The organism is Mesorhizobium sp. RCAM 05104, assembly GCF_059683645.1.
In genome coordinates this window covers 4382518-4404494 of the sequence record NZ_CM185033.1, presented here as the reverse complement: position 1 = coordinate 4404494, position 21977 = coordinate 4382518, and the positions used below count along the sequence as shown (strand labels likewise).

General features: G+C 63.2%; 28 protein-coding genes. 15 read left to right on the top strand and 13 right to left on the bottom strand.

Features of this window, described 5'->3' with window-relative positions:
* Positions 1-120: 120 nt before the first annotated feature.
* The 5 genes from AC56QP_RS21570 to AC56QP_RS21550 all read left to right on the top strand — a co-directional run bounded on the left by AC56QP_RS21570 (position 121) and on the right by AC56QP_RS21550 (position 6238).
* Positions 121-2010 carry a potassium/proton antiporter gene (locus AC56QP_RS21570; RefSeq protein ID WP_489858149.1) on the top strand — a complete coding sequence of 630 codons (1890 nt, stop codon included), beginning with the start codon at positions 121-123 and terminating at the stop codon, positions 2008-2010.
* A 112-nt stretch (positions 2011-2122) separates the two neighbouring features.
* The gene (locus tag AC56QP_RS21565; protein WP_489858150.1) at positions 2123-3319 is read left to right on the top strand and encodes a phosphoglycerate kinase; all 1197 of its coding nucleotides are present in this window, start codon (positions 2123-2125) and stop codon (positions 3317-3319) included.
* 112 nt (positions 3320-3431) lie between these two features.
* Positions 3432-4457, top strand: a complete 1026-nt coding sequence (locus AC56QP_RS21560; RefSeq protein ID WP_489858151.1) for a class I fructose-bisphosphate aldolase — start codon at positions 3432-3434, stop codon at positions 4455-4457.
* A gap of 252 nt (positions 4458-4709) precedes the next feature.
* A complete protein-coding gene (locus AC56QP_RS21555) occupies positions 4710-5450 on the top strand; it encodes a DUF899 domain-containing protein (protein ID WP_489858152.1) in 741 nt (246 codons plus the stop codon).
* A 62-nt stretch (positions 5451-5512) separates the two neighbouring features.
* The gene (locus AC56QP_RS21550) at positions 5513-6238 is read left to right on the top strand and encodes an SGNH/GDSL hydrolase family protein (protein WP_489858153.1); all 726 of its coding nucleotides are present in this window, start codon (positions 5513-5515) and stop codon (positions 6236-6238) included.
* Positions 6239-6269: 31 nt separating this feature from the next.
* On the opposite strand, the gene AC56QP_RS21545 is transcribed toward AC56QP_RS21550, so the two are convergent.
* The 3 genes from AC56QP_RS21545 to AC56QP_RS21535 form a co-directional block, all read right to left on the bottom strand.
* Positions 6270-6431, bottom strand: coding sequence for a hypothetical protein (locus tag AC56QP_RS21545; protein ID WP_023757423.1), 162 nt, complete (start codon positions 6429-6431; stop codon positions 6270-6272).
* A gap of 101 nt (positions 6432-6532) precedes the next feature.
* Positions 6533-7999 carry an ArnT family glycosyltransferase gene (locus AC56QP_RS21540; protein ID WP_497100374.1) on the bottom strand — a complete coding sequence of 489 codons (1467 nt, stop codon included), beginning with the start codon at positions 7997-7999 and terminating at the stop codon, positions 6533-6535.
* A gap of 120 nt (positions 8000-8119) precedes the next feature.
* Positions 8120-9073 carry a ring-cleaving dioxygenase gene (locus tag AC56QP_RS21535; protein WP_489858155.1) on the bottom strand — a complete coding sequence of 318 codons (954 nt, stop codon included), beginning with the start codon at positions 9071-9073 and terminating at the stop codon, positions 8120-8122.
* 328 nt (positions 9074-9401) lie between these two features.
* Here AC56QP_RS21535 and AC56QP_RS21530 point away from each other — a divergent pair, with 328 nt between their 5' ends.
* The 4 genes from AC56QP_RS21530 (at position 9402) to AC56QP_RS21515 (ending at position 11519) form a co-directional block, all read left to right on the top strand.
* A complete protein-coding gene (locus tag AC56QP_RS21530) occupies positions 9402-9569 on the top strand; it encodes a hypothetical protein (RefSeq protein ID WP_256752646.1) in 168 nt (55 codons plus the stop codon).
* 90 nt (positions 9570-9659) lie between these two features.
* Positions 9660-10250 carry a DJ-1/PfpI family protein gene (locus AC56QP_RS21525; RefSeq protein WP_489858156.1) on the top strand — a complete coding sequence of 197 codons (591 nt, stop codon included), beginning with the start codon at positions 9660-9662 and terminating at the stop codon, positions 10248-10250.
* Positions 10251-10318: 68 nt separating this feature from the next.
* Positions 10319-10726: a hypothetical protein gene (locus AC56QP_RS21520; protein ID WP_489858157.1), complete on the top strand. Its 408-nt coding sequence runs from the start codon at positions 10319-10321 to the stop codon at positions 10724-10726.
* A gap of 73 nt (positions 10727-10799) precedes the next feature.
* Positions 10800-11519 (top strand): helix-turn-helix transcriptional regulator, encoded by a 720-nt coding sequence (locus AC56QP_RS21515; protein WP_091578656.1) that lies wholly within the window; start codon positions 10800-10802, stop codon positions 11517-11519.
* A 63-nt stretch (positions 11520-11582) separates the two neighbouring features.
* Here the strand turns inward: AC56QP_RS21515 and AC56QP_RS21510 are convergent, their stop codons facing one another.
* From AC56QP_RS21510 to AC56QP_RS21500, 3 genes are all read right to left on the bottom strand, one after another.
* Entirely contained in the window at positions 11583-12278 is a 696-nt protein-coding gene (locus AC56QP_RS21510; protein WP_091578658.1) for a DUF1013 domain-containing protein, read from the bottom strand.
* A gap of 440 nt (positions 12279-12718) precedes the next feature.
* The gene (locus AC56QP_RS21505) at positions 12719-12859 is read right to left on the bottom strand and encodes a DUF1127 domain-containing protein (RefSeq protein WP_091578925.1); all 141 of its coding nucleotides are present in this window, start codon (positions 12857-12859) and stop codon (positions 12719-12721) included.
* A gap of 291 nt (positions 12860-13150) precedes the next feature.
* Positions 13151-14161, bottom strand: coding sequence for an NAD(P)H-quinone oxidoreductase (locus AC56QP_RS21500; RefSeq protein ID WP_489858158.1), 1011 nt, complete (start codon positions 14159-14161; stop codon positions 13151-13153).
* A gap of 121 nt (positions 14162-14282) precedes the next feature.
* On the opposite strand from AC56QP_RS21500, the gene AC56QP_RS21495 reads away from it, so the two are divergent.
* The 3 genes from AC56QP_RS21495 to AC56QP_RS21485 all read left to right on the top strand — a co-directional run bounded on the left by AC56QP_RS21495 (position 14283) and on the right by AC56QP_RS21485 (position 16109).
* Positions 14283-14477, top strand: a complete 195-nt coding sequence (locus AC56QP_RS21495; protein ID WP_489858159.1) for a DUF1192 domain-containing protein — start codon at positions 14283-14285, stop codon at positions 14475-14477.
* A gap of 89 nt (positions 14478-14566) precedes the next feature.
* Complete coding sequence (locus AC56QP_RS21490; RefSeq protein ID WP_091578927.1) at positions 14567-15814, top strand: MFS transporter; 1248 nt, start codon at positions 14567-14569, stop codon at positions 15812-15814.
* A gap of 31 nt (positions 15815-15845) precedes the next feature.
* The gene (locus AC56QP_RS21485) at positions 15846-16109 is read left to right on the top strand and encodes an ArsR/SmtB family transcription factor (RefSeq protein WP_256752652.1); all 264 of its coding nucleotides are present in this window, start codon (positions 15846-15848) and stop codon (positions 16107-16109) included.
* 16 nt (positions 16110-16125) lie between these two features.
* Here the strand turns inward: AC56QP_RS21485 and AC56QP_RS21480 are convergent, their stop codons facing one another.
* The 4 genes from AC56QP_RS21480 to AC56QP_RS21465 form a co-directional block, all read right to left on the bottom strand.
* Positions 16126-16590, bottom strand: coding sequence for an SRPBCC family protein (locus AC56QP_RS21480; RefSeq protein ID WP_489858160.1), 465 nt, complete (start codon positions 16588-16590; stop codon positions 16126-16128).
* A gap of 11 nt (positions 16591-16601) precedes the next feature.
* Positions 16602-16937: an ArsR/SmtB family transcription factor gene (locus tag AC56QP_RS21475; protein WP_489858161.1), complete on the bottom strand. Its 336-nt coding sequence runs from the start codon at positions 16935-16937 to the stop codon at positions 16602-16604.
* Between the two features lie 5 nt (positions 16938-16942).
* A complete protein-coding gene (locus AC56QP_RS21470) occupies positions 16943-17599 on the bottom strand; it encodes a glutathione S-transferase family protein (protein WP_489858162.1) in 657 nt (218 codons plus the stop codon).
* A gap of 77 nt (positions 17600-17676) precedes the next feature.
* A complete protein-coding gene (locus tag AC56QP_RS21465) occupies positions 17677-18561 on the bottom strand; it encodes an alpha/beta fold hydrolase (protein ID WP_489858163.1) in 885 nt (294 codons plus the stop codon).
* Positions 18562-18664: 103 nt separating this feature from the next.
* Between AC56QP_RS21465 and AC56QP_RS21460 the strand changes: the two genes are divergently transcribed.
* The 3 genes from AC56QP_RS21460 to AC56QP_RS21450 all read left to right on the top strand — a co-directional run bounded on the left by AC56QP_RS21460 (position 18665) and on the right by AC56QP_RS21450 (position 20132).
* The gene (locus AC56QP_RS21460) at positions 18665-19186 is read left to right on the top strand and encodes a winged helix-turn-helix transcriptional regulator (RefSeq protein WP_489858164.1); all 522 of its coding nucleotides are present in this window, start codon (positions 18665-18667) and stop codon (positions 19184-19186) included.
* Positions 19187-19263: 77 nt separating this feature from the next.
* Positions 19264-19497 (top strand): hypothetical protein, encoded by a 234-nt coding sequence (locus AC56QP_RS21455; protein WP_256752658.1) that lies wholly within the window; start codon positions 19264-19266, stop codon positions 19495-19497.
* Between the two features lie 203 nt (positions 19498-19700).
* Positions 19701-20132: a GlcG/HbpS family heme-binding protein gene (locus tag AC56QP_RS21450; protein ID WP_489858165.1), complete on the top strand. Its 432-nt coding sequence runs from the start codon at positions 19701-19703 to the stop codon at positions 20130-20132.
* A gap of 18 nt (positions 20133-20150) precedes the next feature.
* On the opposite strand, the gene AC56QP_RS21445 is transcribed toward AC56QP_RS21450, so the two are convergent.
* From AC56QP_RS21445 to AC56QP_RS21435, 3 genes are all read right to left on the bottom strand, one after another.
* Entirely contained in the window at positions 20151-20552 is a 402-nt protein-coding gene (locus tag AC56QP_RS21445; RefSeq protein ID WP_489858166.1) for a hypothetical protein, read from the bottom strand.
* 327 nt (positions 20553-20879) lie between these two features.
* On the bottom strand, positions 20880-21062 hold the full coding sequence (rpmF, locus tag AC56QP_RS21440) for a 50S ribosomal protein L32 (protein ID WP_008834724.1): 183 nt from the start codon (positions 21060-21062) through the stop codon (positions 20880-20882).
* A 140-nt stretch (positions 21063-21202) separates the two neighbouring features.
* Positions 21203-21964 (bottom strand): transglycosylase domain-containing protein, encoded by a 762-nt coding sequence (locus tag AC56QP_RS21435; protein ID WP_489858167.1) that lies wholly within the window; start codon positions 21962-21964, stop codon positions 21203-21205.
* Positions 21965-21977: the final 13 nt, after the last annotated feature.

Sequence of the window (21977 nt, the reverse complement as noted above, 5' to 3'; positions counted from 1 at the left end):
AAACACCCGAAAATCAGCGGCATAGGTCAAAAAGCCACCCCACCGCCTTGCACTGGTCACGTCTTCGCCCCACTCTCCCTTAAACCAGGAGAGAGACGAATTTGAGGGGCTGATTTTCGGATGGAGCATGCGATCTATGTCGTGACGCTGGTCGGCACCGCGCTTGTTGTCGCCGCCGCGTTTTCGAGCCTGATCGCCTTCCGCTTCGGCGCCCCTCTTCTGCTCCTGTTTCTCTGCATAGGGCTCGCCACCGGAACGGATGGCCTCGGCATCCAGTTCGACAATGCCCGCATCGCCTATTTTGCCGGCTCACTGGCGCTGGCTGTCATCCTGTTCGATTCCGGTTTCGGCACGCCGCTCAACGCCTTGCGGCAGGCGGCGGGCCCGGCGCTGTCGCTGGCGACCTTCGGCGTGCTGCTGACCACCGGCCTGTTCGGCGCCGCCGCCTATTACCTGCTCGACCTCACCTGGTTGGAATCCTTTTTGCTCGGCGCCGCTGTGGCCTCCACCGATGCCGCGGCGGTGTTTTTCCTGCTGCGCGCTGGCGAGATCAATCTGCGCGAACGCGTGCGTTCGACGCTCGAGGTCGAATCCGGCACCAACGATCCGATCGCCATCTTCCTGACCATCACGCTGGTCGAGATCATCGCCGCCCACGCCAATCCCGAGACCAATGTCCTGGTCACCAACCTGATCCTCGGCTTCCTCCTCAACATGGGGCTCGGCGCCGTCGTCGGCGTGCTCGGCGGCCTCGCCATCGTGCGCCTCGTCGACCGGCTCAATCTCGACCACGGCCTGCTGCCGATCTTCGTGCTCACTCTGTCGCTGATGGTCTTTGCCGCCGCCGGCGCCATCGGTGGCTCGGGTTTCCTGGCGGTCTATCTTGCCGGCCTGGTCGCCGGCAATTCCGACATCCGCGCCGTCACCATCCTCAAGCGCTTCCAGGACGGCATGTCATGGCTGGCGCAGATCATCATGTTCCTGATCCTGGGCCTGTTCGCGACGCCCTCGCAATTTCCGGCGATCCTGGTGCCAGCGGTTCTGCTCGGCCTGTTCCTGATGTTCGTCGCCAGGCCGATCGCGGTCTGGGTCTGCCTGGTCCCGTTCCGTTTGCCGCGCCCCGAGGTCGCCTTCGTCTCCTGGGTCGGCCTGCGCGGTGCCGTCTCGATCCTGCTCGCCATCACCCCGCTGCTCGGCGGGCTGGAAAATGGCCGCCTCATCTTCAACACCGCCTTCATCATCGTCCTGGTGTCGCTGGTCATCCAGGGCTGGACGGTCGGGCCGTTGGCCCGTCGCCTCGGCCTCATCGTACCGGCGCGGCTCGGACCGCTGGACAAGGTCGAGCTCGAACTGCCCGGCTCCGCCCATCACGAGCTTCTTGCCTACCGCGTGGCGCCCGGCAGCCCGGTGGCGCGCGGCGAGCGCATCCCGCGCTGGGCGCGGCCCTCGCTGGTGCTGCGCGATGGCCGCTCGATGCGCTTCCAGGACATGGGCCGGCTCGCCGCCGGCGATCAGGTCTACATCTTCGTGCCGGACCGCTATCCGCGCCTGCTCGACAAGCTGTTCGCCAGTCGCGCCGTGGTCGATCCCGAAGATGCCGATTTCTTCGGCGCCTTCGCGGTGGATCCGGCGCGCTCCGCCGCTGAACTGGAGGCGGCTTACGCGCCGGGACTGACCGAAGCCGAGCAAAAACTCACCGTCGGCGCCCTGGTCACGGCTCGGCTCGGCGGCCATGCCGAATATGCCGACCGCGTGCTGCTCGGTCCGATCGAGCTGATCGTCCGCGACGTCGACGACAAGGGCAGGATCACCGGCCTTGGCCTTTCCTTCGAGCCGACCGCACCCGTGGCACGGGTGCCGGTTTTCCTGAGCGCCGGCGAAATCGGCGACCGTGTCTCCGCCTTTGTCCGCAACTGGCGCAAGCCGACTGAAACGCAGATGGCGGAGGCGCGGGCCGAGGCGCCGCCGCCCCCGGGGCCTGAGACACAAAAGGCGACAACCGAAGGCTGACCGCGCCTGACAGGCGGGCGGGATCATTTTTCCGCGTGGCCCGCGTCTGGAGGCTTGCATCATCGTTGGCGCGGGGTATGGTCCCGGCGATTTTTCCGCGAAAGGAACCCGCATGGCCGCCTTCAAGACCCTGGACGATATCGGCAACATCAGCGGCAAGCGCGTTCTGGTGCGTGTCGACCTCAATGTTCCCGTCGCTGGCGGCAAGGTCACCGACGCCACCCGCATCGAACGCATCGCCCCGACCATCTCAGAGCTGTCCGGCAAGGGCGCCAAGGTCATCCTGCTCGCCCATTTCGGTCGGCCCAAGGATGGCCCCTCGCCTGAATTCTCGCTGAAGCCGATCGCCAGGGCCACGGCTGAGGTGCTCGGCCGTCCCGTTGGCTTTGCCAGCGATTGCGTCGGCGACACGGCGGCGAGCGCCGTCGCCGCCATGAACAAGGGCGACGTGCTGCTGCTCGAAAACACCCGCTTCTACAAGGCCGAGGAGAAGAATGACCCGGCCTTCACCGAAAAGCTCGCCGCCAATGGCGACATCTTCGTCAACGACGCCTTCTCCGCAGCGCACCGCGCCCACTCCTCGACGGAGGGGCTGGCGCATCTCTTGCCGTCCTTCGCCGGCCGCACCATGCAGGCCGAACTCGAAGCGCTGGAGAAGGGGCTGGGAAATCCGGTCCGTCCGGTCGTCGCCATCGTCGGTGGCGCCAAGGTCTCGACCAAGATCGACCTGCTGATGAACCTGGTGAAGAAGGTCGACGCCCTGGTCATCGGTGGCGGAATGGCCAACACCTTCCTCGCCGCGCGCGGCACCGATGTCGGCAAGTCGCTGTGCGAGCATGACTTGGCCTCGACCGCCAAGCAGATCATGATCGAGGCGGCCGAGTCCGGCTGCGCCATCATCCTGCCGGTCGACGGCGTCGTCGCCAAGGAATTCAAGGCAGGCGCGGCCAGCCAGACCGTCGCCATCTCGGACGTGCCAGCCGACAGCATGATCCTCGATGTCGGCGCCAAGACGGTGAAAGTCGTCGGTGAATGGATCGACCGCGCCGCGACGCTGGTCTGGAACGGTCCGCTCGGCGCCTTCGAGATCGAGCCCTTCGACCACGCGACCGTGGCGGCGGCGAAGCACGCTGCGGCGCGCACCAAGGAAGGCAAGCTGGTCTCCGTCGCCGGTGGCGGCGATACGGTGGCGGCGCTCAACCATGCCGGCGTCGCCGACGACTTCACCTATGTCTCGACCGCCGGCGGCGCTTTCCTGGAATGGATGGAAGGCAAGCCGCTGCCCGGCGTCGACGTGCTGAAGCGCTAAAGGAGAGCGAGCAGGGGCGCCGGAGACTTTCAATCGATTCGAGCTTTCCGATGCCATTCCTTTGGCGGTAGACTTCCGTTAAGCGCGGAACAAACCGTTCAGGAGAAGCACAATGAGCGAACGTCTCGAAGACATTGCCGCCGCGATCGTGGCCGGTGGCAAGGGCCTGCTGGCTGCCGACGAAAGCTCCGGCACCATCAAGAAGCGCTTCGATGTCATCGGCGTCGAATCGACCGCGGACAGCCGCCGCGACTATCGTGAGATGATGTTCCGCGCCTCCGACGCGATGACGAAATACATCTCCGGCGTCATTCTCTATGACGAGACCATCCGCCAGAAGGCCGCCGACGGCACGCCGCTGGTCGACATCATCAAGGCGGCCGGTGCCATTCCCGGCATCAAGGTCGACGCCGGCGCCAAGCCTCTGGCCGGCTTTCCCGGTGACACCATCACCGAGGGTCTGGACGGCCTGCGCGAGCGCCTTGCCGACTACCACAAGCTCGGCGCCCGCTTCGCCAAATGGCGCGCGGTGATCGACATCGATACAACCAAGGGCGTGCCCTCGGCCAATTCGATCGGCTCCAACGCCCACGCGCTCGCCCGCTACGCCGCGCTTTGCCAGGAGGCCGGCATCGTGCCGATCGTCGAACCGGAAGTGCTGATGGACGGCGCGCACGACATCGACACTTGTTATGAGGTCTCGAAGGCGACGCTGACGAAACTCTATGACGAGCTTTACGCGGCGCGCGTCGTCCTCGAAGGCACGATCCTGAAGCCCAACATGGTGTTGGCCGGCAAGAAATCGGGCAAGGTGAGCAGCCCGCAAGAAGTCGCGGCGAAGACCATAAAATTGTTTCGCGAGACCGTACCGGCGGCAGTGCCGGGCATCGCCTTCCTCTCAGGCGGCCAGGAGGACGAGGAAGCGACCGCCAATCTCAACGCCATCAATGCCATCGGGCCACATCCCTGGAAGCTGACCTTTTCCTATGGCCGCGCGCTGCAGGCCGCGCCGCAGAAAGCATGGAGCGGCAAGGCGTCGAATATCGCCGCCGGCCAGGCCGCCTTCACTCACCGCGCCCACATGAATTACCTGGCCGCGCTCGGAAAATGGAAGGCGAGCCTGGAGCAGGCCGCCTGACCGCAGGTCTTCCGTCTCTCCTCAAACCCGGGCCGATGCGCCCGGGTTTTTGTTTGTGGCTTGTCCGGGCTTGGGATGCAGCGTCTGCATCCCTGTTCCCACTGGCGCTGAGCATGATCCCGAAAAGGGGAATCCGGTTGTCTCGGACAAACGGGAGCCCGTTTGTCCATAAATCATGCTCAAACAAACAGTCGGCGATGTCGGTTTGTGCCCTTCCCGAACGTCCTTGGGATGACAGACAGGGAGAGGCTCATGCATCGCAACAAAGTGGTTTCGCGCGAAGACTGGTACCAGGCGCACAAGGCGCATCTGGCGCGTGAGAAGGAACTGACGCGACTTCGCGAACGCATCGCGGCTGAACGGCGTGAACTGCCCTGGCTGAAGATCAGGAAGGACTATGTTTTCGAGACCGGGCAAGGGCCAAGGAAACTGGCCGACCTGTTTGGCGTCAATAGCCAGCTGATCGTCTATCACTTCATGTTCGGACCGGGGTGCACGCATCATTGCGAGGGTTGTTCGTTCCTTGCAGACCATATCGACGGCGCAAACCAGCATCTGAGGCACCACGACGTGTCGCTGATTGTGGTCTCGCGCGCGCCGCTGGCTGAGCTTTTGCCCTACAAGCAACGCATGGGCTGGAAGTTCGACTGGGTGTCGTCCTACGCCTCGGATTTCAACTTCGATATGCAGGTCTCCTTCACCGACAAGCAGATCGCCGCCGGTGACACCACCTACAATTTCGAGACCCGTCCGCGGACGTCAAAGGAACTTCCCGGCACCAGTGTTTTCTACCGAGATGAAAATGGCGACATCTTCCTCACCTTCATGTCGCGCGCCCGCGGTGGCGAGGCGTTGATCGGCACCTATGATTACCTCGACATGACACCGAAGGGCCGCAACGAAACTGGCCCCTACAACGGCCTGATGGACTGGGTGCGGCTGCACGACGAATATCAGGACAGGCTGGTAGCGCCGCCAAGTTGCTGCGATTGAAGAGCGTTCATCTTCGGCGAAACATGCGCTAAAGCTGCCGCAGATTATTCCACGGTATTGCCATGCGCTTCCCGGCCCTTCTCACTTGGCTCGCCTTCCCGGTCTACGTCTGGCAGGGCCTCGGCGTGCGCCGCCGCACCACGCGCATGCTGCCTGCGCAGGGGCCGGTCATGCACGATCTCGCCGGCAAGGCGCCGGCGATCTCGCTTCTGGTGCTTGGTGATTCCTCGGCCGCCTCGGTCGGCATCGGCAATTCCGAGGACGGACTTGCCGCGCAACTCGCCGTGCTGATTGCGCAGGGCACCGGCCGCGCCGTGCGCTGGCGGGCGGCTGGCTTCAATTCAGCGACATCGGGCCAGATCCGCGACCATGTCTTGCCTAATCTGTCGGCGGATCCGTGGACGCATATCGTGCTGGCCATCGGCACCAACGACACCAAGAATTTTCATTCGGTGCCGCGCTTCAAGAAGGAGTTCGGCGGCCTGCTCTACGCGCTGCGTGCGAAATGGCCGGAAGCGCGCGTGGTCTGGTCGCCGGTGCTGGAATTCACCCGCGCACCGGCCATGCCCTCGCTGCTTGGCAAGATCCTCGAGATACGCGCCACCGAGATGAACCGCATGGGCGAACGCCTTTGCCTCGAACGCGGCGCGGTGCCGGCGCCCCGCCTACCGATCACCAACCCTGAAGCTGGTTTTGCTTCCGACGGTTTTCATGCCTCGGAGGCTGGCTACCGGGCCTGGGCGGAACATCTGGTCGACCTGGTGCTGGGCGAGCAACGCCCGGTGTAGCGGGCGACCGGCAACACCCGTGGCCACCCCGCTACGCCCAATGCCCCAGCACCGCCGTGATCGAAATCGCCGCCATCGCCAGCAGCGCGAGCTTCCAGAAGTCACTGCGCCGTTTCAGCCCCGGCCAGCCGAGCGGCTTGATCAGCTGGATGACCATGATGCCAACAATGACGAGCGCGAGGAGTTTCGACATGCCGCCTTTGACCAGCAACGCGGCCGGCTGTCAAAACCTGCTTCCAAAACGCAGGTCGCAGGCAGAAGCTCCATGTCTCCGCAGGGACTGACCCCGGTCGCCTACGGTCCGTTCTCGGGGACGCAGGCTCGCGCATCGCGCAGGTCATAGATCCTGACTGTCGGCGCGACGTAGCCATAGTCGCCATATGGTTTCGAAAATTGCGCTGCCATATGACCATCGAGGCAGCGGAACATGCCGGCAAGCTCATATATTCTCGGGTCTTGCTCGCTCAGCCCCCCACCACGCAGGTATCGCTGAAATTTCAGCGACACGAGGTAATCGACTGACGAAAGATTGCGGTAGTCCCTGGTTTCCGGGGCCGGTTCTCCCACTGGAAAATCCACCACAAAGCGCGTGATGCCTTGCCGTTCAAGAAAGCGCATCGCGGCAAAGCGGGTATCGGTTTCCCGGTCCAGGTTCGCGACATAGGCCATGCCGGCATGCGCGCTCGCAATCATGGCGACGAGCCCAAGCGCGGGGGCGACCAGCCGGTTTCGGGGTGCAATCGACCTGGAGCAGGCGATACCGGCCGCCAGCAGCAGATAGACCACCACCGGCAAGATGTAACGCATCAAGCCGACCAGCTTGAGCGGCGAGAGCTCGAGCAGGAAGAGCCAAAGCAAAGCCGCACCCGCATAGGTGGCGACATATCTGTTGCGGTCGGCGATGATGGCGACGGCGATTGTCCCAAGGGCGATAGCCACGGTCGGGCCGGTGAGGCTGGGAATCAGATGGTAGCGGACATGCGTGAGCCCGTAGCCCTCCCAGAACCATTCCTTGAGATCGTGGCCCGTTTCAGCGTGTTTCAGTTCCGAGCCAAGGCCTTTGATGACGGTTGAAAGTCCGCTTCCGGTCTCGGTCAACAGCGACACGCCAAATATCGCGACCACCGTCAGCGCGTCCGCAGCGGCAACGATGATGCCTTGTCTGATGTTGAGCCTGCAGTAGATGATCGCCACGATGAAAAGAACGAGGCTGTTGCCGGCGCCCGCATATTTCGCCGTAACGGCAAGCCCGAGCGCAAAACCGAAATAGACGAGATTGACCGTGGTGACCTGCTCCTTCAACCGCACCAGTGCATGCAGCCCGACACAGATGGCGAAGACCAGGACAGCGTCTTCCTTGAAATAATGCGCATGAACCGCGATGGCTGGCGACGTCGCGAAAACACAGGCCCACAGGAAGGCGTTGATACCGTCTGCGTAGCGTCGCAAGATGACATGGAAGAGGACGCTTGCCGCGACGCAGGCCAAGGCACTGACACTCCGGCCGGCCAGCAAGTAGTTGTGTTCGTTCGACGCCCCGGAAAGCCATCCGGCAAAGCGGGCCAATACGATCATCAACGGCGGATGCGCGTAATTGTCGTGCTGCCCCGCGGCAAACGCCACTTTGAGCGGCTCATCCGGCTGGATCCCGAACGGGAAGTCGATGTTGTAGAAGGCGAGCGATGCGGAGATCGCCGCCAGCACCAAGATGGCCAGCGCCTGGGAACCATTCCCTGTCCGTCTGGCTGAGCCGGCCGGCATGAGCGGCTGGCCGAGGGTCATAGCCTGACAACGGGCGCGAGGAGTTTCGACATGCCGCTTTTTGACCTGCATTGCGGCCGGCTGTCAAAGCGCTCCCCGCGCTCGGCCCCGAGAGACGTATTATCTCAGCGGCTTCAGCCCTGCCTCGATCGAGGCACGTTTCGGTTCGAGGAACGGCGGCAAGGCAAGGCTTTCTCCCAATGTTTCAAGCGGCTCGTCGGCAGTGAAGCCCGGCCCGTCGGTGGCGATCTCGAAGAGGATGCCGTTCGGCTCGCGGAAATAGAGCGAGCGGAAGTAGTAACGCTCGACCTCGCCGCTCGACGGCAGACGGAACTCGGCCAGACGGGCGGTCCATTGATGCAGCGTCTCCTGGTCTGGCGCCCTGAAGGCAACGTGATGAACCGCGCCCGCGCCTTGTCTTGCGGGCGCCAGCCCAGGCTGCACGGCGACATGAAGCTCCGCCGCTGGCCCGCCCTCGCCCATTTCGAAGACATGGACGTGGCCCTCGCCGTCCGGTGAGGCATAGTCGCGGACCTTGCGCATGTTCATCACCCTTGTCAGGACCGCTTCGGTGTTGGTGATGTCGGGAACACTGATGACGATCGGCCCAAGCCCGCGGATCTGGTGTTCGACCGGCACCGGGCTTTGCGCCCAGGCATGGCTGTCGCCGTTGCCGCCATCGCTGACCAGCCGCAGGCGCTGGCCTTCGGGGTCCTCGAAATCCAGCGACGGATAGCCACCAATATCGGCAATCTCTCCGGTCACGACGTTTTCACCGGTGAGGTGCTGCTTCCACCAAGCAAGGCTCTCCCGGCTGCCGACCCGGAGGCTGGTCCGCGCGATGCTGTGCGTCCCGCGCCGCTCAGGGCCAACCGGCCAGTCGAAGAAGGTGAGGTCGGTGCCCGGTGTCGCTTCGCCATCGGCATAGAAGAGATGGTAGGCCGAGGTATCGTCCTGGTTGACCGTCTTCTTGACCAGCCGCAGGCCCAGCACCTTCGTATAGAAGTGAAGATTACCTGGCGCATTGGCGGTGATGGCGGTCAGATGGTGGATTCCTGTCAGTTGCAGGCTCATGGTCGTCTCCCTGTTTCTGGGGAAGAACTGTTTCTGGGGAAGAATTTTCTCCCTTCATATCAGAATCGCGGCCAAGGCGCTGAAGGCCATATATCCTGACGGTCCGTCGCCGAACGATGAACAATAGCGACCGAACCGTTCTTCTAGCGGTGAACGATCGGCTGCCTGCGCAGCCTGCCGAGAGCACGGCATGATGTGTCGAAACCGATGCTTTTCCCAGGGAAATGCGCCGGTCGCAGCTATCGTCGCGCGCCCTGCCGTCCTCCTGACAGACTGCTGTCAGGAGGGGTATGCGATAGTGCCTCCAGTCATAGAGAGGAGAATAGCCATGAACGGTTTTACCATTCTGCGCGGCATGCAGCACTATGTCGGCAAGATACGCACGATGCGCAATGAGATCCGCACCCAGCGGTTCATGAACTCGCTGCCGGCGGACATTCGCAAGGATATCGGCTGGCCGGACATGTATGCCGACCGTCGCCCTCGCGGCAATTGAGACGAATTCTTCGACACAGCGGTTGGATGTGGGCGCGCCAACGCCCAGATATGAAAACAAGGTCCGGCGCGCGTGGGATGGAGCGAGCTTATGTCCGAGCAGAAGACAATCGGCTTTCTTTTCATCGAAGGCTTTGCCGACTGGGAGTATGGGCTGTTGGCGGCATCGGCGGTCGAGTGGTTCGGTGCCCGCGCCGTGTCGCTGACGCCGGACGGCAAGCCGGTGACAGGGATCAGCGGTTTTCGGCTGGTGCCTGACCGCTCGGCCGGCGCCGATGAAAATAACGATCTCGACGCCGTCGCCGTCATTGGCTCCGACCAGTGGTTTGGCAAGGCGCCACCAAATGTCGCCGAACTGCTCCAATCCGTTGCGTCGCGCGGCGGCGTCGTTGGCGGCATCTGCGCTGGGACGCTGGCGCTGGCCCGGGCCGGCGTGTTCGAGAAGGTCAGGCACACCAGCAATGGCCGCGACTGGATCAACCGTCACGAAGCCGGCTATGCCGGCGACCGCAACTATCAGGACGTGCCGCATGCGGTGGCCGACGGCACGGTCGTTTCCGCGCCGGGTTCGGCGCCCGGCACCTTCGCTCTTGCCTTTCTGAAGACGCTCTATCCCGAAAGAGGCAGCGATCTCGCGCAGATGCGGACGCTGTTTGCCAAGGAATATGCTGAAGGCTCCTGACAGGATGCTGTCAGGAGCCGCGTGCGATGGTGCAGATTGCCGCCCATCGGCTGTGGAGTTGACGATCGATGAAAAGCTGGAATGACAGGCTGAACACGCCTGGTATCAATGGCGTCAAGCCGACACCACGCACGATGGGAGACGTCATCGAGGGCCAGCCGATGCTGGTTCCGACGCCGCGACAGGTCGACGATTTCATCCGCTCGATTCCCGAAGGCGTCGAGATGGATGTTCGTGCACTGCGCACGGCACTTGCCGTCGAGCATGGCGCCGAAGTGACATGCCCGGTCACAACAGGCTATCATTTGCGCACTGTCGCTGAAGCGGCCATTGAGGATCTCGAGCGCGGCATGGCGTTGAGCGACATAGCACCCTTCTGGCGCGTGCTCGACGCGAAGACGCCGACAACGAGGAAATTGTCCTTCGGCGCGGAATTCGTCGCCGCGCAGCGCAAGCGCGAAGGACTGAAACCATAGTGCATGCCGCCCAGGAACGGGCACCGCTTTTGGGGCCACGACATGCATAGAGACAACACTGAGGAACCATACGATGCGCCGCGCCGACAGGCTCTTTCAGATAGTGCAGCATCTGCGTGGTGGCCGTCTGGTCACCGCCCAGAAGCTCGGCACGTGGCTCGAGGTTTCCGAGCGAACCATCTACCGCGACATCGCCGACCTGCAGTCGACCGGGGTGCCGATCGACGGCGAGGCCGGCGTTGGCTACATGATGAGGGAGGGTTTCGACCTTCCGCCGCTGATGTTCACGCGTGATGAGATCGTGGCGCTGGTTGCCGGCGCCCGCATGGTGCGCGCCTTTGGCGGCGCTGCCATGGCGCGTGCCGCCGACGAGGCGCTGGTCAAGATCGGCGCCGTGCTGCCCGACGCCGAAAAGGACCGCATCGCCCGCACCGAGATCCACACGCCGATGTGGGTGGTCAGCGACGCCGCCCGCGAAGCGATTGACCTGATCGAGCGCGCGGTCGAGAAGCGGCAGGTGCTGACCATCGACTACTCGGACGAGGCCGGGCGCGGCACCGCGCGTGATATCCGCCCGCTCGGCCTATGGTTCTGGGGCAAGGTGTGGACGCTGGTCGCCTGGTGCGAGATGCGCGACGATTTTCGCGCCTTCCGCATCGATCGCATCGCCTCGGTGGTCATCGCCGGCCGCATCTTCAAGCCGGAGCGTGGCAAGCAGCTTGCCGACTTCTACCGGGCCGTGGAGCGCAGCGAGGACTACGGCATGGCGCCGGATCGCGCGGCGCGAACCTGAGACCGCCGAACAGCACAAAAAAGCCCGCTCGAAGCGGGCTTTTTTCTTGCGTGGTCAAAGACCTCACTGGTCGTCGTCGTTGTCCGTATTCTTCGACTTCAAGGCCGAGAGCTTGGCGAAGACGGCGTTGGCATCGAGTTCGGCATCCTCGTCCTTCGGCTTCTCGGGAGCCGGCACCAGCCGCTCGGTCAAGGCCGCCGGCAGCAGCGTATCGCCCACCGGCTGTGCCTGTTCGCGGCCGCGCGAAGCACGGTTGACTTCCATGTCGAGGTCGATCTGCGAGGAAAGGCCCAAGGTTACCGGGTCCATCGGCTGCAGATTGGCCGAGTTCCAGTGCTTGCGCTCGCGGATCTGCTCGATCGTCGATTTGGTGGTGCCGACCAGACGCGATATCTGCGCGTCCTTGAGCTCGGGATGGTTGCGCACCAGCCACAGGATTGCGTTCGGCCGGTCCTGGCGCTTCGACAGCGGCGTGTAGCGCGGCCCCTTGCGCTTGGACTCCGGCACCCGCACCTTGGGATCCGAAAGCTTCAGGCGCTGGTTCGGGTCCTTTTCGGCACGCGCGATTTCGTCGCGGGTCAACTGGCCGGTCATGATCGGATCCATGCCCTTGATGCCTTGCGCCGATTCGCCGTCGGCGATCGCCTTGACCTCGAGCGGATGCAGCCCGCAGAACTGCGCGATCTGCTCGAAGGAGAGCGCGGTGTTGTCGACCAGCCAGACGGCGGTCGCCTTGGGCATCAGCAGCGTATTGGCCATTCAAAAATCCTTCTCGTTCGCCCGCGTTCCCGCGCGGGCGGTGGTTTAGAGCCACCAAAATGGGAAATTCGCGGCCTGTATAACCGCTCTCGGGTCGTTTCGCAATGTTTTTGGAAGCAATCGGCCAGAAGCCGGGGACCCTGCGGCTATCGAAACGGCTCCCCGCTCCTTGGCAGCCCGACAAGCTGGCCATGCTGGCCGGTGTCTGTCTGGCGAAAATCCGACCGAGACAGGCACGCCCGGTCTTGATGGCGGCGTCGGCGGCAACCGATCCCTCGCCTGCCGAGATTTCTTACGGGAAACTGAGGCCAACCGGCCCCAAAAAGACAAAACCCGCCGGACAGGGTCCAGCGGGCTCGGAACCGGCGACGGCAAAACCGCCTGCTTCGGCTCTTGCTTCTACAGCATGGTCCGGTTCTTGGAACGGACCATGCTCAACATCATATGGCCTTGCGGGCGATCTTTTCGATGTCGGCGCGATTGATGCCGAGGTCGCTGAGCTGACGTGCATTGAGGCGGTTCAGTTCGCGCACGGTCTCGGTGTACATGCGCCAGTTACGGAAAGCGCGGATCGGGTTCATGATAGTCCTCCAAGGATTGTTCGTTTCGATGATGCACAAATAGTGATCATCGATCGGGACTTGAATGACCGATTTTGCATAGCAATGATGCAAATGCTGCATTGCACCATTAAGCTCTTGTTCAGCTTTTAGGCAGGGACGCGCACGCTCAGGACGTCTCGAGATTCAGGTCAGGCCGAGTCGAAAATGGTGGCTTCCGAGAACCGGAGCGGAGCGTCCTTAAGTACGTGAGCACCGGAAGCGCAGGAAGCCGTCATTTGCAGGCCGGCATCACCTGAACATCGATACGGCCTAACCGACATCGAGCACGATCTTGCCGATATGCTCGCCTTCCTCCATCCGCTCATGCGCCCGCCAGGCCTCGCTGAGCGGGAGGATCATATCCATGACCGGAGCCACCTTGCGCGTGCCGAGCAGCGGCCACACTTGCGCCTCCAGCGCGGCCGCGATCGCCGCCTTGAACTCGACCGTGCGCGGCCTCAGCGTCGACCCGGTGTGGGTAAGCCGCTTGACCATGATCTTCGAAAAGTCGGCGCTGGCCACCGCGCCGCCTTGCACGGCGATCTGGACGATGCGGCCTTCTATCGCCGCGGCCTCGTAGTTTCGCGCCACATAGTCGCCGCCGACCATATCGAGGATGACATTGGCGCCCTTGCCGTCCGTTGCCTCCTTCACCGCGGCAACGAAATCCTCCTCGCGATAATTGATCGCCCGGTCGGCGCCGAGCTTCAGGCAGGCGTCGCACTTTTCCTTGCTGCCGGCAGTGGTGATGACATAGGCGCCGAAGGCCGAGGCAAGCTGGATCGCCGTGGTGCCGATGCCGGACGAGCCACCATGGACGAGCAGTGTCTCGCCGCTCTTCAGGCCGCCCCGCTCGAACACATTGTGCCAGACCGTGAAGTAGTTTTCCGGCACCGCCGCCGCTTCGGTATGAGTAAAGCCGGCGGGCAACGGCAGCACGCTGCCGGCATGAACCTTGACATATTCGGCATAGCCGCCGCCTGGCGTCAGCGCGCAGACGCGGTCGCCGATGCGCCAGCGCGATATGTCGTCGCCAAGGGCGGCCACTTCGCCCGACACCTCGAGGCCCGGCAGGTCCGACGCACCGGGCGGCGGCGGATAGGCGCCCTTGCGCTGCTGCACGTCGGGCCGGTTGACGCCGGCCGCATGCACCTTGATCAGAATTTCGCCGGGTCCCGGCTGCGGCACGTCACGCGTTTCCGGTTTCAGCACCCGGGGACCACCGGGTTCCGAGATCGCTATGGCCGTCATCCTTGCCGGAATTCTCTGTCCGCTCGCCATGAAGTTTCCCGTCTTTCCTCGCCGTTCCGATCGGCTGTTTGCATCGACGCCCCTGCCCTATGTATGCTCATTGGCAAATCAGGCAAATGGCCAATCCGGTTTAGCGGAGGGAGGAGCGACGATGGCGATCTTCGACGACGAACCCAAGAAGAAGGCCCGCCCGCACGAGATCGGGCAGGACCTGTCGCTGCTTTCGGTCGGTGAATTGACCGAGCGGATCGGCATCCTGCGCGACGAGATCGTCCGGCTGGAAAGCGAACTCAAGGCCAAGGACAACACCAAATCGGCCGCCGAGGCCCTGTTCCGCCGCGGATAGACGGGTGGGCCGGAGAGCTCGCCGCCGAAAAGCCCGAATGCGACTGTCTTCAGACCCAGCGCCCCGCCAAACTCGAGCCGGATCAAAAAATGTTCGCAACCTACAGACCGATCCTCTCGCTGCTTCGCGGCACCGCCTTCCTGCTCGCGGCGTCTGGATTGCACGGGCTGCTGTTGCCGCTGCGGGGTCAACTGGAAGGCTTCTCGACCGCATCGCTCGGCCTGATGGGCACGGCCTGGGCCGGCGGCTTCGTCACCGGCTGTTTCTTCGCCCCTCGCATCGTGCGCCGCGCCGGCCATGTGCGCGCCTTCGGCGCCTTTGCCGCGTCGGGCGCCATCGTGGCGCTGCTGACCGGGCTGATCATTGATGAATATGTCTGGATCCTGCTGCGCGCTTTCACTGGCTTCACCATGGCCGGCGCCTTCATGGTCATCGAAAGCTGGCTCAACGAGAAGGCCACCAACGAGAACCGCGGCACCGTCTTCGGCCTCTACATGATGGTCACCTACGCTTCGATCATGGGCGGGCAGATGATCGTCGCCGGAGGCGACGTGAAATCGGCATCATTGTTCATGATCACCGGCATCCTGTTTTGCCTGTCGCTCATTCCGACCGCGGTCTCGACCGCCTCGCACCCCAAGCCGCTGCAGGATGTCTCGCTCGACGTCAGGGGGCTCTATGCGAACTCGCCGGTGTCGGCGGTCGCTTGCGTGTTGATCGGCATCGCCAACGGCGCCTGGGGCACGCTGGGCGCCGTCTATGGCGCCCGCATCGGCATCTCCACCGCCGAGATCGCCTTGATGATGAGCCTGGTGGTCGTTGCCGGTGCGGCCATGCAGCTTCCGGCCGGACGTCTCTCCGACAAGACCGACCGGCGTTTCGTGCTGGCCGGCGCGGCCTTCGGCGCGGCCTTTTTCGCGCTGGCGATCTTCCTCTTCGAGCCACGCTCCGGCGTCTTTGTCATCGTCTTCACCGCCGCCTACGGCGCGTTCGCCTACACGCTCTATTCGATCGCGGTGGCGCACGCCAACGACCACGCCCGATCAGAGGATTTCGTCAAGGTATCGGGCGGCCTGCTGCTGCTCTATGGCTTCGGCACGATGATCGGCCCCTTGCTGGCCGCGGCCCTGATGGGCTGGATGCGCCCGGAAGGCCTGTTCCTGGCGACCGCCTTCGCGCATCTGTGCCTGGCGGGTTATACGCTGCTGCGCATCAGCCGCCGTGCCCCGGTACCGGTCGGAGATCGCGACGCGTTCACCACGCAACCAGCCGATCGCTCTGTGACACCGGAAGCATTGCGGCTTGACCCGCGAAGAAAAGCAGAAGCAGACGGTTGAGATTCGAAAAGCTTTGCCGCACAAATGAGGCATGATCTTTTCCGACGCCTTCATGGCGATTGCCGACCCCCACCGGCGCCATCTTCTGGAAGAACTTCGGCGCGGCCCTAAAACCGTCAACGAATTGGCCGCCGGGCTGCCGGTCTCGCGTCCAGCCGTGTCGCAGCATCTGAAAGTGCTGCTCGATGCCGGCCTGGTCAACGCCAGGCCGGAAGGAACAAGGCGCGTCTATGCGGTCAGCAACGCTGGCTTCCTCAAACTCAACATCTGGCTCGATCAGTTCTGGGAAGCCTGACTGAAGCAGCACACGATCAGGCTTCGGCACCCAGGAACGCGCCGAGCGCGTCGAGCAGCTCACCCGTGCCATGTTCGCGCGTGGCGGAAATATCATGGCCGTCGAGGAAGGCGCCCTGTTCCGTCATGACGAGCCGTGTGCCATTGCCCTCGGCAACAAGTTCGATCGTTGTCAGCGACACCGAGACGCGGGTTTCTCCGAACAGCAGCTCGTAGCTGTAGACGATGCGCTGGTCGGGCACGATGTCCTGATAGACCGCGTTGAAATAATGCATCTGTCCGTCGCTCGGGCAGCCGGCATTGACCTCCTTGCCGCCGACGCGGAAGTCCATTTCATGCCGGCTGGGTGTCGGGTCGTGAGGATCGACGAACCAGCGCCGCTTTGCGGCCGGATTGCTGAGCGCGAAGAAGACCCTCGACGGCGCCGCCGGGTAGAGGCGCTCGACGACGAAGGTGGAATGGACGACGGAACGTTTGGTCATGATCGCCTCCTTCAAGTCTCATCCTTGGTTTCGGCGAGAAACTCGCCCAGCCGGTCCAGCCGGCGCTCCCAGGCGCGACGCCGCTCATTGATCCAGTGTTCCGCCGCTTTCAACGCCGTGGGTTCGATCTGGCAGGTGCGCACCCTGCCAAGCTTCTGTGTGCGGACAAGGCCGCTCGCCTCCAACAGGTTCAGATGCTGGACGACGGCCGACAGCGACATCGCCAGCGGCTCGGCCAGCTGGCTGACCGAAGCAGGACCTCGCGACAGCCGGTCGACCATCTGTCGCCGTGCCGGATCGGCGAGCGCCTGGAACATCAGGTCGAGCTGGGCAGGATCATGCAGCATCGCGATCAGCCATTGTTGTAGGGAAACAGCTTGAAGTAGGGCTGCGCTTCCTCGATCACGCGCGCGAAGGCGGGCCGCTGCACGAGGCGGTCATGATAACGTTTCACGGCGGGATATCTGTCCCCGAACGGCTCGACCTTGTTGGCGTAGAACAGCGCGGGAGACGCCGCGCAATCGGCCATGGTGAAGACCTCGCCCATCGCCCAGCTCTTCGACCGCATGTCCTCTTCGATGATGGCGTAGGAATTGCGCAGCTGGGCGCGAGCCTGCTCGACGCCGAATGGGTCGGTCTTGCCTTCCGGGCGCAACCGGTCGCCGACGATCTTCTGCATCGGCTCCTGGACATAGAAATCATGGAAGCGATCAGCCTGGCGAACTGCCAGCGCCAAGTCGGTGTCGGTGGGAACGAGTTCGACCGGCCCCGGATAGTGGGCGGCCAGATATTCGATGACGATGGTCGATTCCAGCACCGTGCGATGGCGCGCACCGTCATGCAGCGCCGGCATCTTGCCGCTCGGCGAAATCTTCAGGAAGGCCGCGCGCGACTCGGCATTGCCGAGATCAACGATGACCGGAGTGAACGGTATGCCGTTCTCGTAGAGCGCGATGAGCGGCTTCCAGCAGAAGGAGGCCAGCGGATGGAAATGAAGCGTCAGGGACATTTTTTCTCGCCTGTTTCAAGGGTCGTCGGTGGCGGGTGCCTTGCCATCTGCCAAGGGTTAAACACTGAAGCATTTACTTAACTATTGCGGCAAGCCTTGCTCGTCAAGATCCGGCCCATCCCGCCTTGGCTGGCTCGGGTGTGGGCGACGATTGCCGCCGATATCACCGTCCAGTCGTCCGGATGCAGTTCGTGGCCGCCGCCTTCGATGCGGACAATTTTCGCGCCGGACACCGCCTCGGCCAGCGCCTCGCCATGCTCGACCGGAAAGATCGGATCCGCCGTGCCGTGGATGACCAGCAGCGGCGCCGTCATCTCGCGCAGGCGGCCCTTCCAAGCGTCGCCACCCTTGAGCATGAAATGATTGGTCGCGCTCTCGAAGCCGCCGGAGCGGTCGTAGTCCTGCTCGACGAAGGCTCTCATCCGCGCCTCGTCGAACGGATGCGCGGTGCTTGCGATCGCCCGCGCGTCCTTGACGATAAAATCGACCACCTGGTCGCGGTTCGACCAGTCGACCTTCGCTCCCTCGGTGGAGTGCTCGATATAGGCCGCGGTCGTGCCGGGCAGATGCGACGTGTCCATCCCGATTGGCGAACTGCTGATCACCGTCAGCGAGATGACGCGCGAGGGGTGTTTCAACGCCACCAGTTGGGCGATCATCCCGCCCGCGGACATACCGACCACATGCGCGCTCTGGAGACCATGGCTGTCGAGAACACGCATCGCATCGTCCGCCATGTCGTCGAACGTGTAGGGCGGCTTTCCCGGCGGATATTTGGTCGAGCGGCCGGTGTCGCGACTGTCATAGCGGATCACGAACAGGCCAGCGTCGGCGAGCTTCCGGCACAGCGCCTCCGGCCACCACAGCATCGAGGCCATCGCGCCCATGATCAGCAGCAGCGGTGGATTTGCCGGATCGCCAAAGGCCTCGGAGATGATTTCGGGGCGTTCGATCGTCGTCATGGCGGCACTGTCTCCTCTCCTGCAATACCGATTGCATTTTGCAATCGGTTGCACGATAGTCAGACCGATACGATAATGCAACCGGTTTTGCGGAGAAAATTGAATGAGCCTCGATCACCGGTCCGGCTGCCCGATCAATCTGTCGCTCGAAGTGTTCGGCGATCGCTGGAGCCTGATCATCCTTCGCGACATGATTTTCGGCGGCAAACGCCATTTTCGCGAGCTGCTCAACGGATCGATGGAAGGTATTGCCTCCAACATCCTCGCCGACCGGCTGAAGCGGCTGATGGAACTCGGCATGCTGACCAGGGCCGACGATCCCAGCCACAAGCAGAAGGCGATCTACAGCCTGACCGAGATGGCGATCACGCTGGTGCCGATTCTCGCCCATCTCGGTGCCTGGGGCCGCGTCTGGTTGCCAACTAGCGAGGAACTTTCGATCCGCGCCGAACTGCTGGAAAAGGGCGGGCCGCCGATGTGGGACAAGTTCATGGACGAGTTGCGCCATGAGCATCTCGGTATGCCGCTCGATACGCCGGTGGACGCCACCGTGCGCGCGACCTTGCAGGCCGCCTACGAGGCCGTGGTCGCCAGCAAGGCCCTCGGGGCCAGCACGGCCGCTTGACCAACTTATTTTCCCGTTTGGAACCCGGCTCTGCTAGAAGAAGCGGAAAATCACAATTCACGGGATTGGATAAGGTCTTGGTTGAGAACTCTCGGGATGCTGCCCGCGCGCGCGCCGACTTGCGCTTCAAGAAGCAGGAAGAGGCGGCGACCGTCCGCCAGAAGGCCATGGCCGAATACGTCGCCGAGAGCGACGCCCGCCAGGCCAAGACCAACAAGCTGCGGGCGCTCCGGCTCGCCAAGGAAGCGGAAGACCTTGCCAACCCGCCTGCCGCACCGGCCAAGAAACCGGCACGCGCCAAGAAGAAATAGCACGGCCGGCCGGTACCATCGGCTGCCTGTCTGGAACCACGCAAACGGCAACGCCATGTCCCGATGGTGTTGGTAGAACACGACCCAGGCATGCCGCCGCTTTCCATTCCACCTCATCGCGCGAAGCAATTTCAACCGAAACCGGGATTTCGCCTTGCCGGTCGACGGTCAATGATTGACGCGCTTTCAACCAGGAGACTGCCATGACCGCACTGCCGCTCGAAAAAGCCGTCCAGATCATCGATGCCGCCTTCGCCAGGGGCACCGATCTCAAGCTCAAGCCCCTCGGCGTCTCGGTGCTTGACGCCGGCGGCCATCTGGTCGCCTTCCAGCGCCAGGACGGCGCCTCGTTCCTGCGCCCGCAGATGTCGGCAGGCAAGGCCTATGGCGCGCTGGCCATCGGCATGGGTTCGCGCCGGGTCGAGGCCTTCGCCAAGGAGCGTCCGCATCTCGTCGCCGGCATCTCCGACGTGTCGGGTGGACGCGTGCTGCCGGTGGTCGGCGGCGTGCTGATCCGCGACAAGGCCGGCACCATCATCGGTGCCGTCGGCATTTCCGGCGACACGTCGGACAATGATGAAGCCGCCGCCATCGCCGGCATCGAGGCCGCCGGCTTCACCGCCGATCCAGGCTGAGACGCCGGAGCCTCGGCTCTAATTGACGTTGATGTCCCTGCTCGCCGACCGCATCGACACCGCGAAGCCGGCCAGCACATCGAACAGCGCGATGACCATCAGCGTGAAGAAGACGGAATGGGCCGCGCCCTTCACCAGCAGGAACTCGACCAGGAAGGCGACGAAGACCAGCGTCGATAGAAGATGGTCCATGATCGAGGCGTTGGTCGTGCGCACCGACTTCACCATTTCGACGAACAGGAAGATCAGCCCGATCAGAACGATCAGGTCGCCCAGCGTCATCGTGAACACACCGCCTGACATCATGCTGAATGAGAAGATTTCGCTCGCCCACGGATCGTCACCGCTGCCGAATATCCCCAGCAGGCCGAGATTGTAGAGCACGAAAGGCACGATAAGCAGCGGGACGGCACCGAACATCTGGCGTCTCCATGAGGGGCAATCCTTTGTAGAATGCGCCACAGGCACGCCGTCAAGATTTTTCGGCTGGAGCGTCGAACACGGTCGAAGACCGCATGCAACAACCGTGTCAGCCGGCTGCCCTGCCGACACGGTTGCAGCTCGACACTTGAATGGATCGGGGCGCTGGCCCTTCACCGCCAAAGAAAAGCGGGCTTCAACCGCAAAGGCCTGGAAGGTGCCGGCGATGACCCCGAGCCGTGAGACGCAGGCCATCGGCACCGCCAAACGCAAAAAGACCGGCCACTGGCCGGTCTTCGCTAACTCAGGACTTCAAAAAAGCTGCTCTCAGCTTTCCTTGGGCGTCAGCACCTGGCGACCGCGATACATGCCGGTCTTCAGGTCAATGTGATGCGGACGGCGCATTTCGCCGGAATTCTTGTCCTCGACATAGGTCGGGGCCTTGAGGGCGTCGGCCGAGCGGCGCATGCCGCGCTTGGACGGAGAGGTTTTGCGTTTCGGAACGGCCATGGATATGCTCCACTACATGGTCAAAAGCCCCGCCCGCCCTCGTGAAAGGGCCATGTCGGGGCCTAAATCTGAGAAAGTCGGGTGCCTATACACGCCCTGTGCCGTTTTGGCCAGCACTGCCTTGAATTTTTTTGAGCTGGCTACTGCAGACAGCCAACATAGGCGCCTGAGCGGCCGGCGCGCCGCTCGATCAAATTGGCGAGCCGTCTCAGGCCCGGCCCGGGCTTGGCCGGATTGCGGGCGATCGGATTTGGCAAGGTGACGGCGAGCAGTGCCGCCTGCCTTCGCGACAGCTGTTTTGCCGAAATGCCGAAATGGTGCTGTGCCGCCGCCTCGATGCCATAGATGCCCGGCCCCCATTCGGCGATGTTAAGATAGATTTCCATGATGCGCCGTTTCGACATCACGGCGTCGAAATAGATGGCCAGCGGCAGTTCGACGATCTTGCGCACCGAGCCCAGCGGCCGCGACCAGAGGTAGAGGTTCTTCACCGTCTGCATGGTGATGGTCGAGGCGCCGCGCGTCGCCTCGCCAGCCAGCGCGTCGTCGACGACGCCCCTCAACTCGCCGAGATCGACGCCACGGTGAAAGCAGAATTGCCCGTCCTCCGACATGATGACTGAATGCGCCAGCACCGGCGCGACGTCATCGATCGAAACCCAGCGGCGGTCATAGCCGGAGAACGTCGCCAGGTCCTTCAGCATCAGCGTCGATATCGGATGCACGAACGATGGCAGATAGAGGAACGTCAGCACCATAGGTATAAGCGCCAGCACCGCGGCCACGACGATGCCACGCCGGACCCAGCGTTTGAGACCGCGACGGTTCACGCCTCTCGATCTCGTCGCCATGTCCAGCTTTTCGGTTTCATGATCGACGATCGGTTCCGCCAAGCCGCCCAACCCGTGCTTCTCC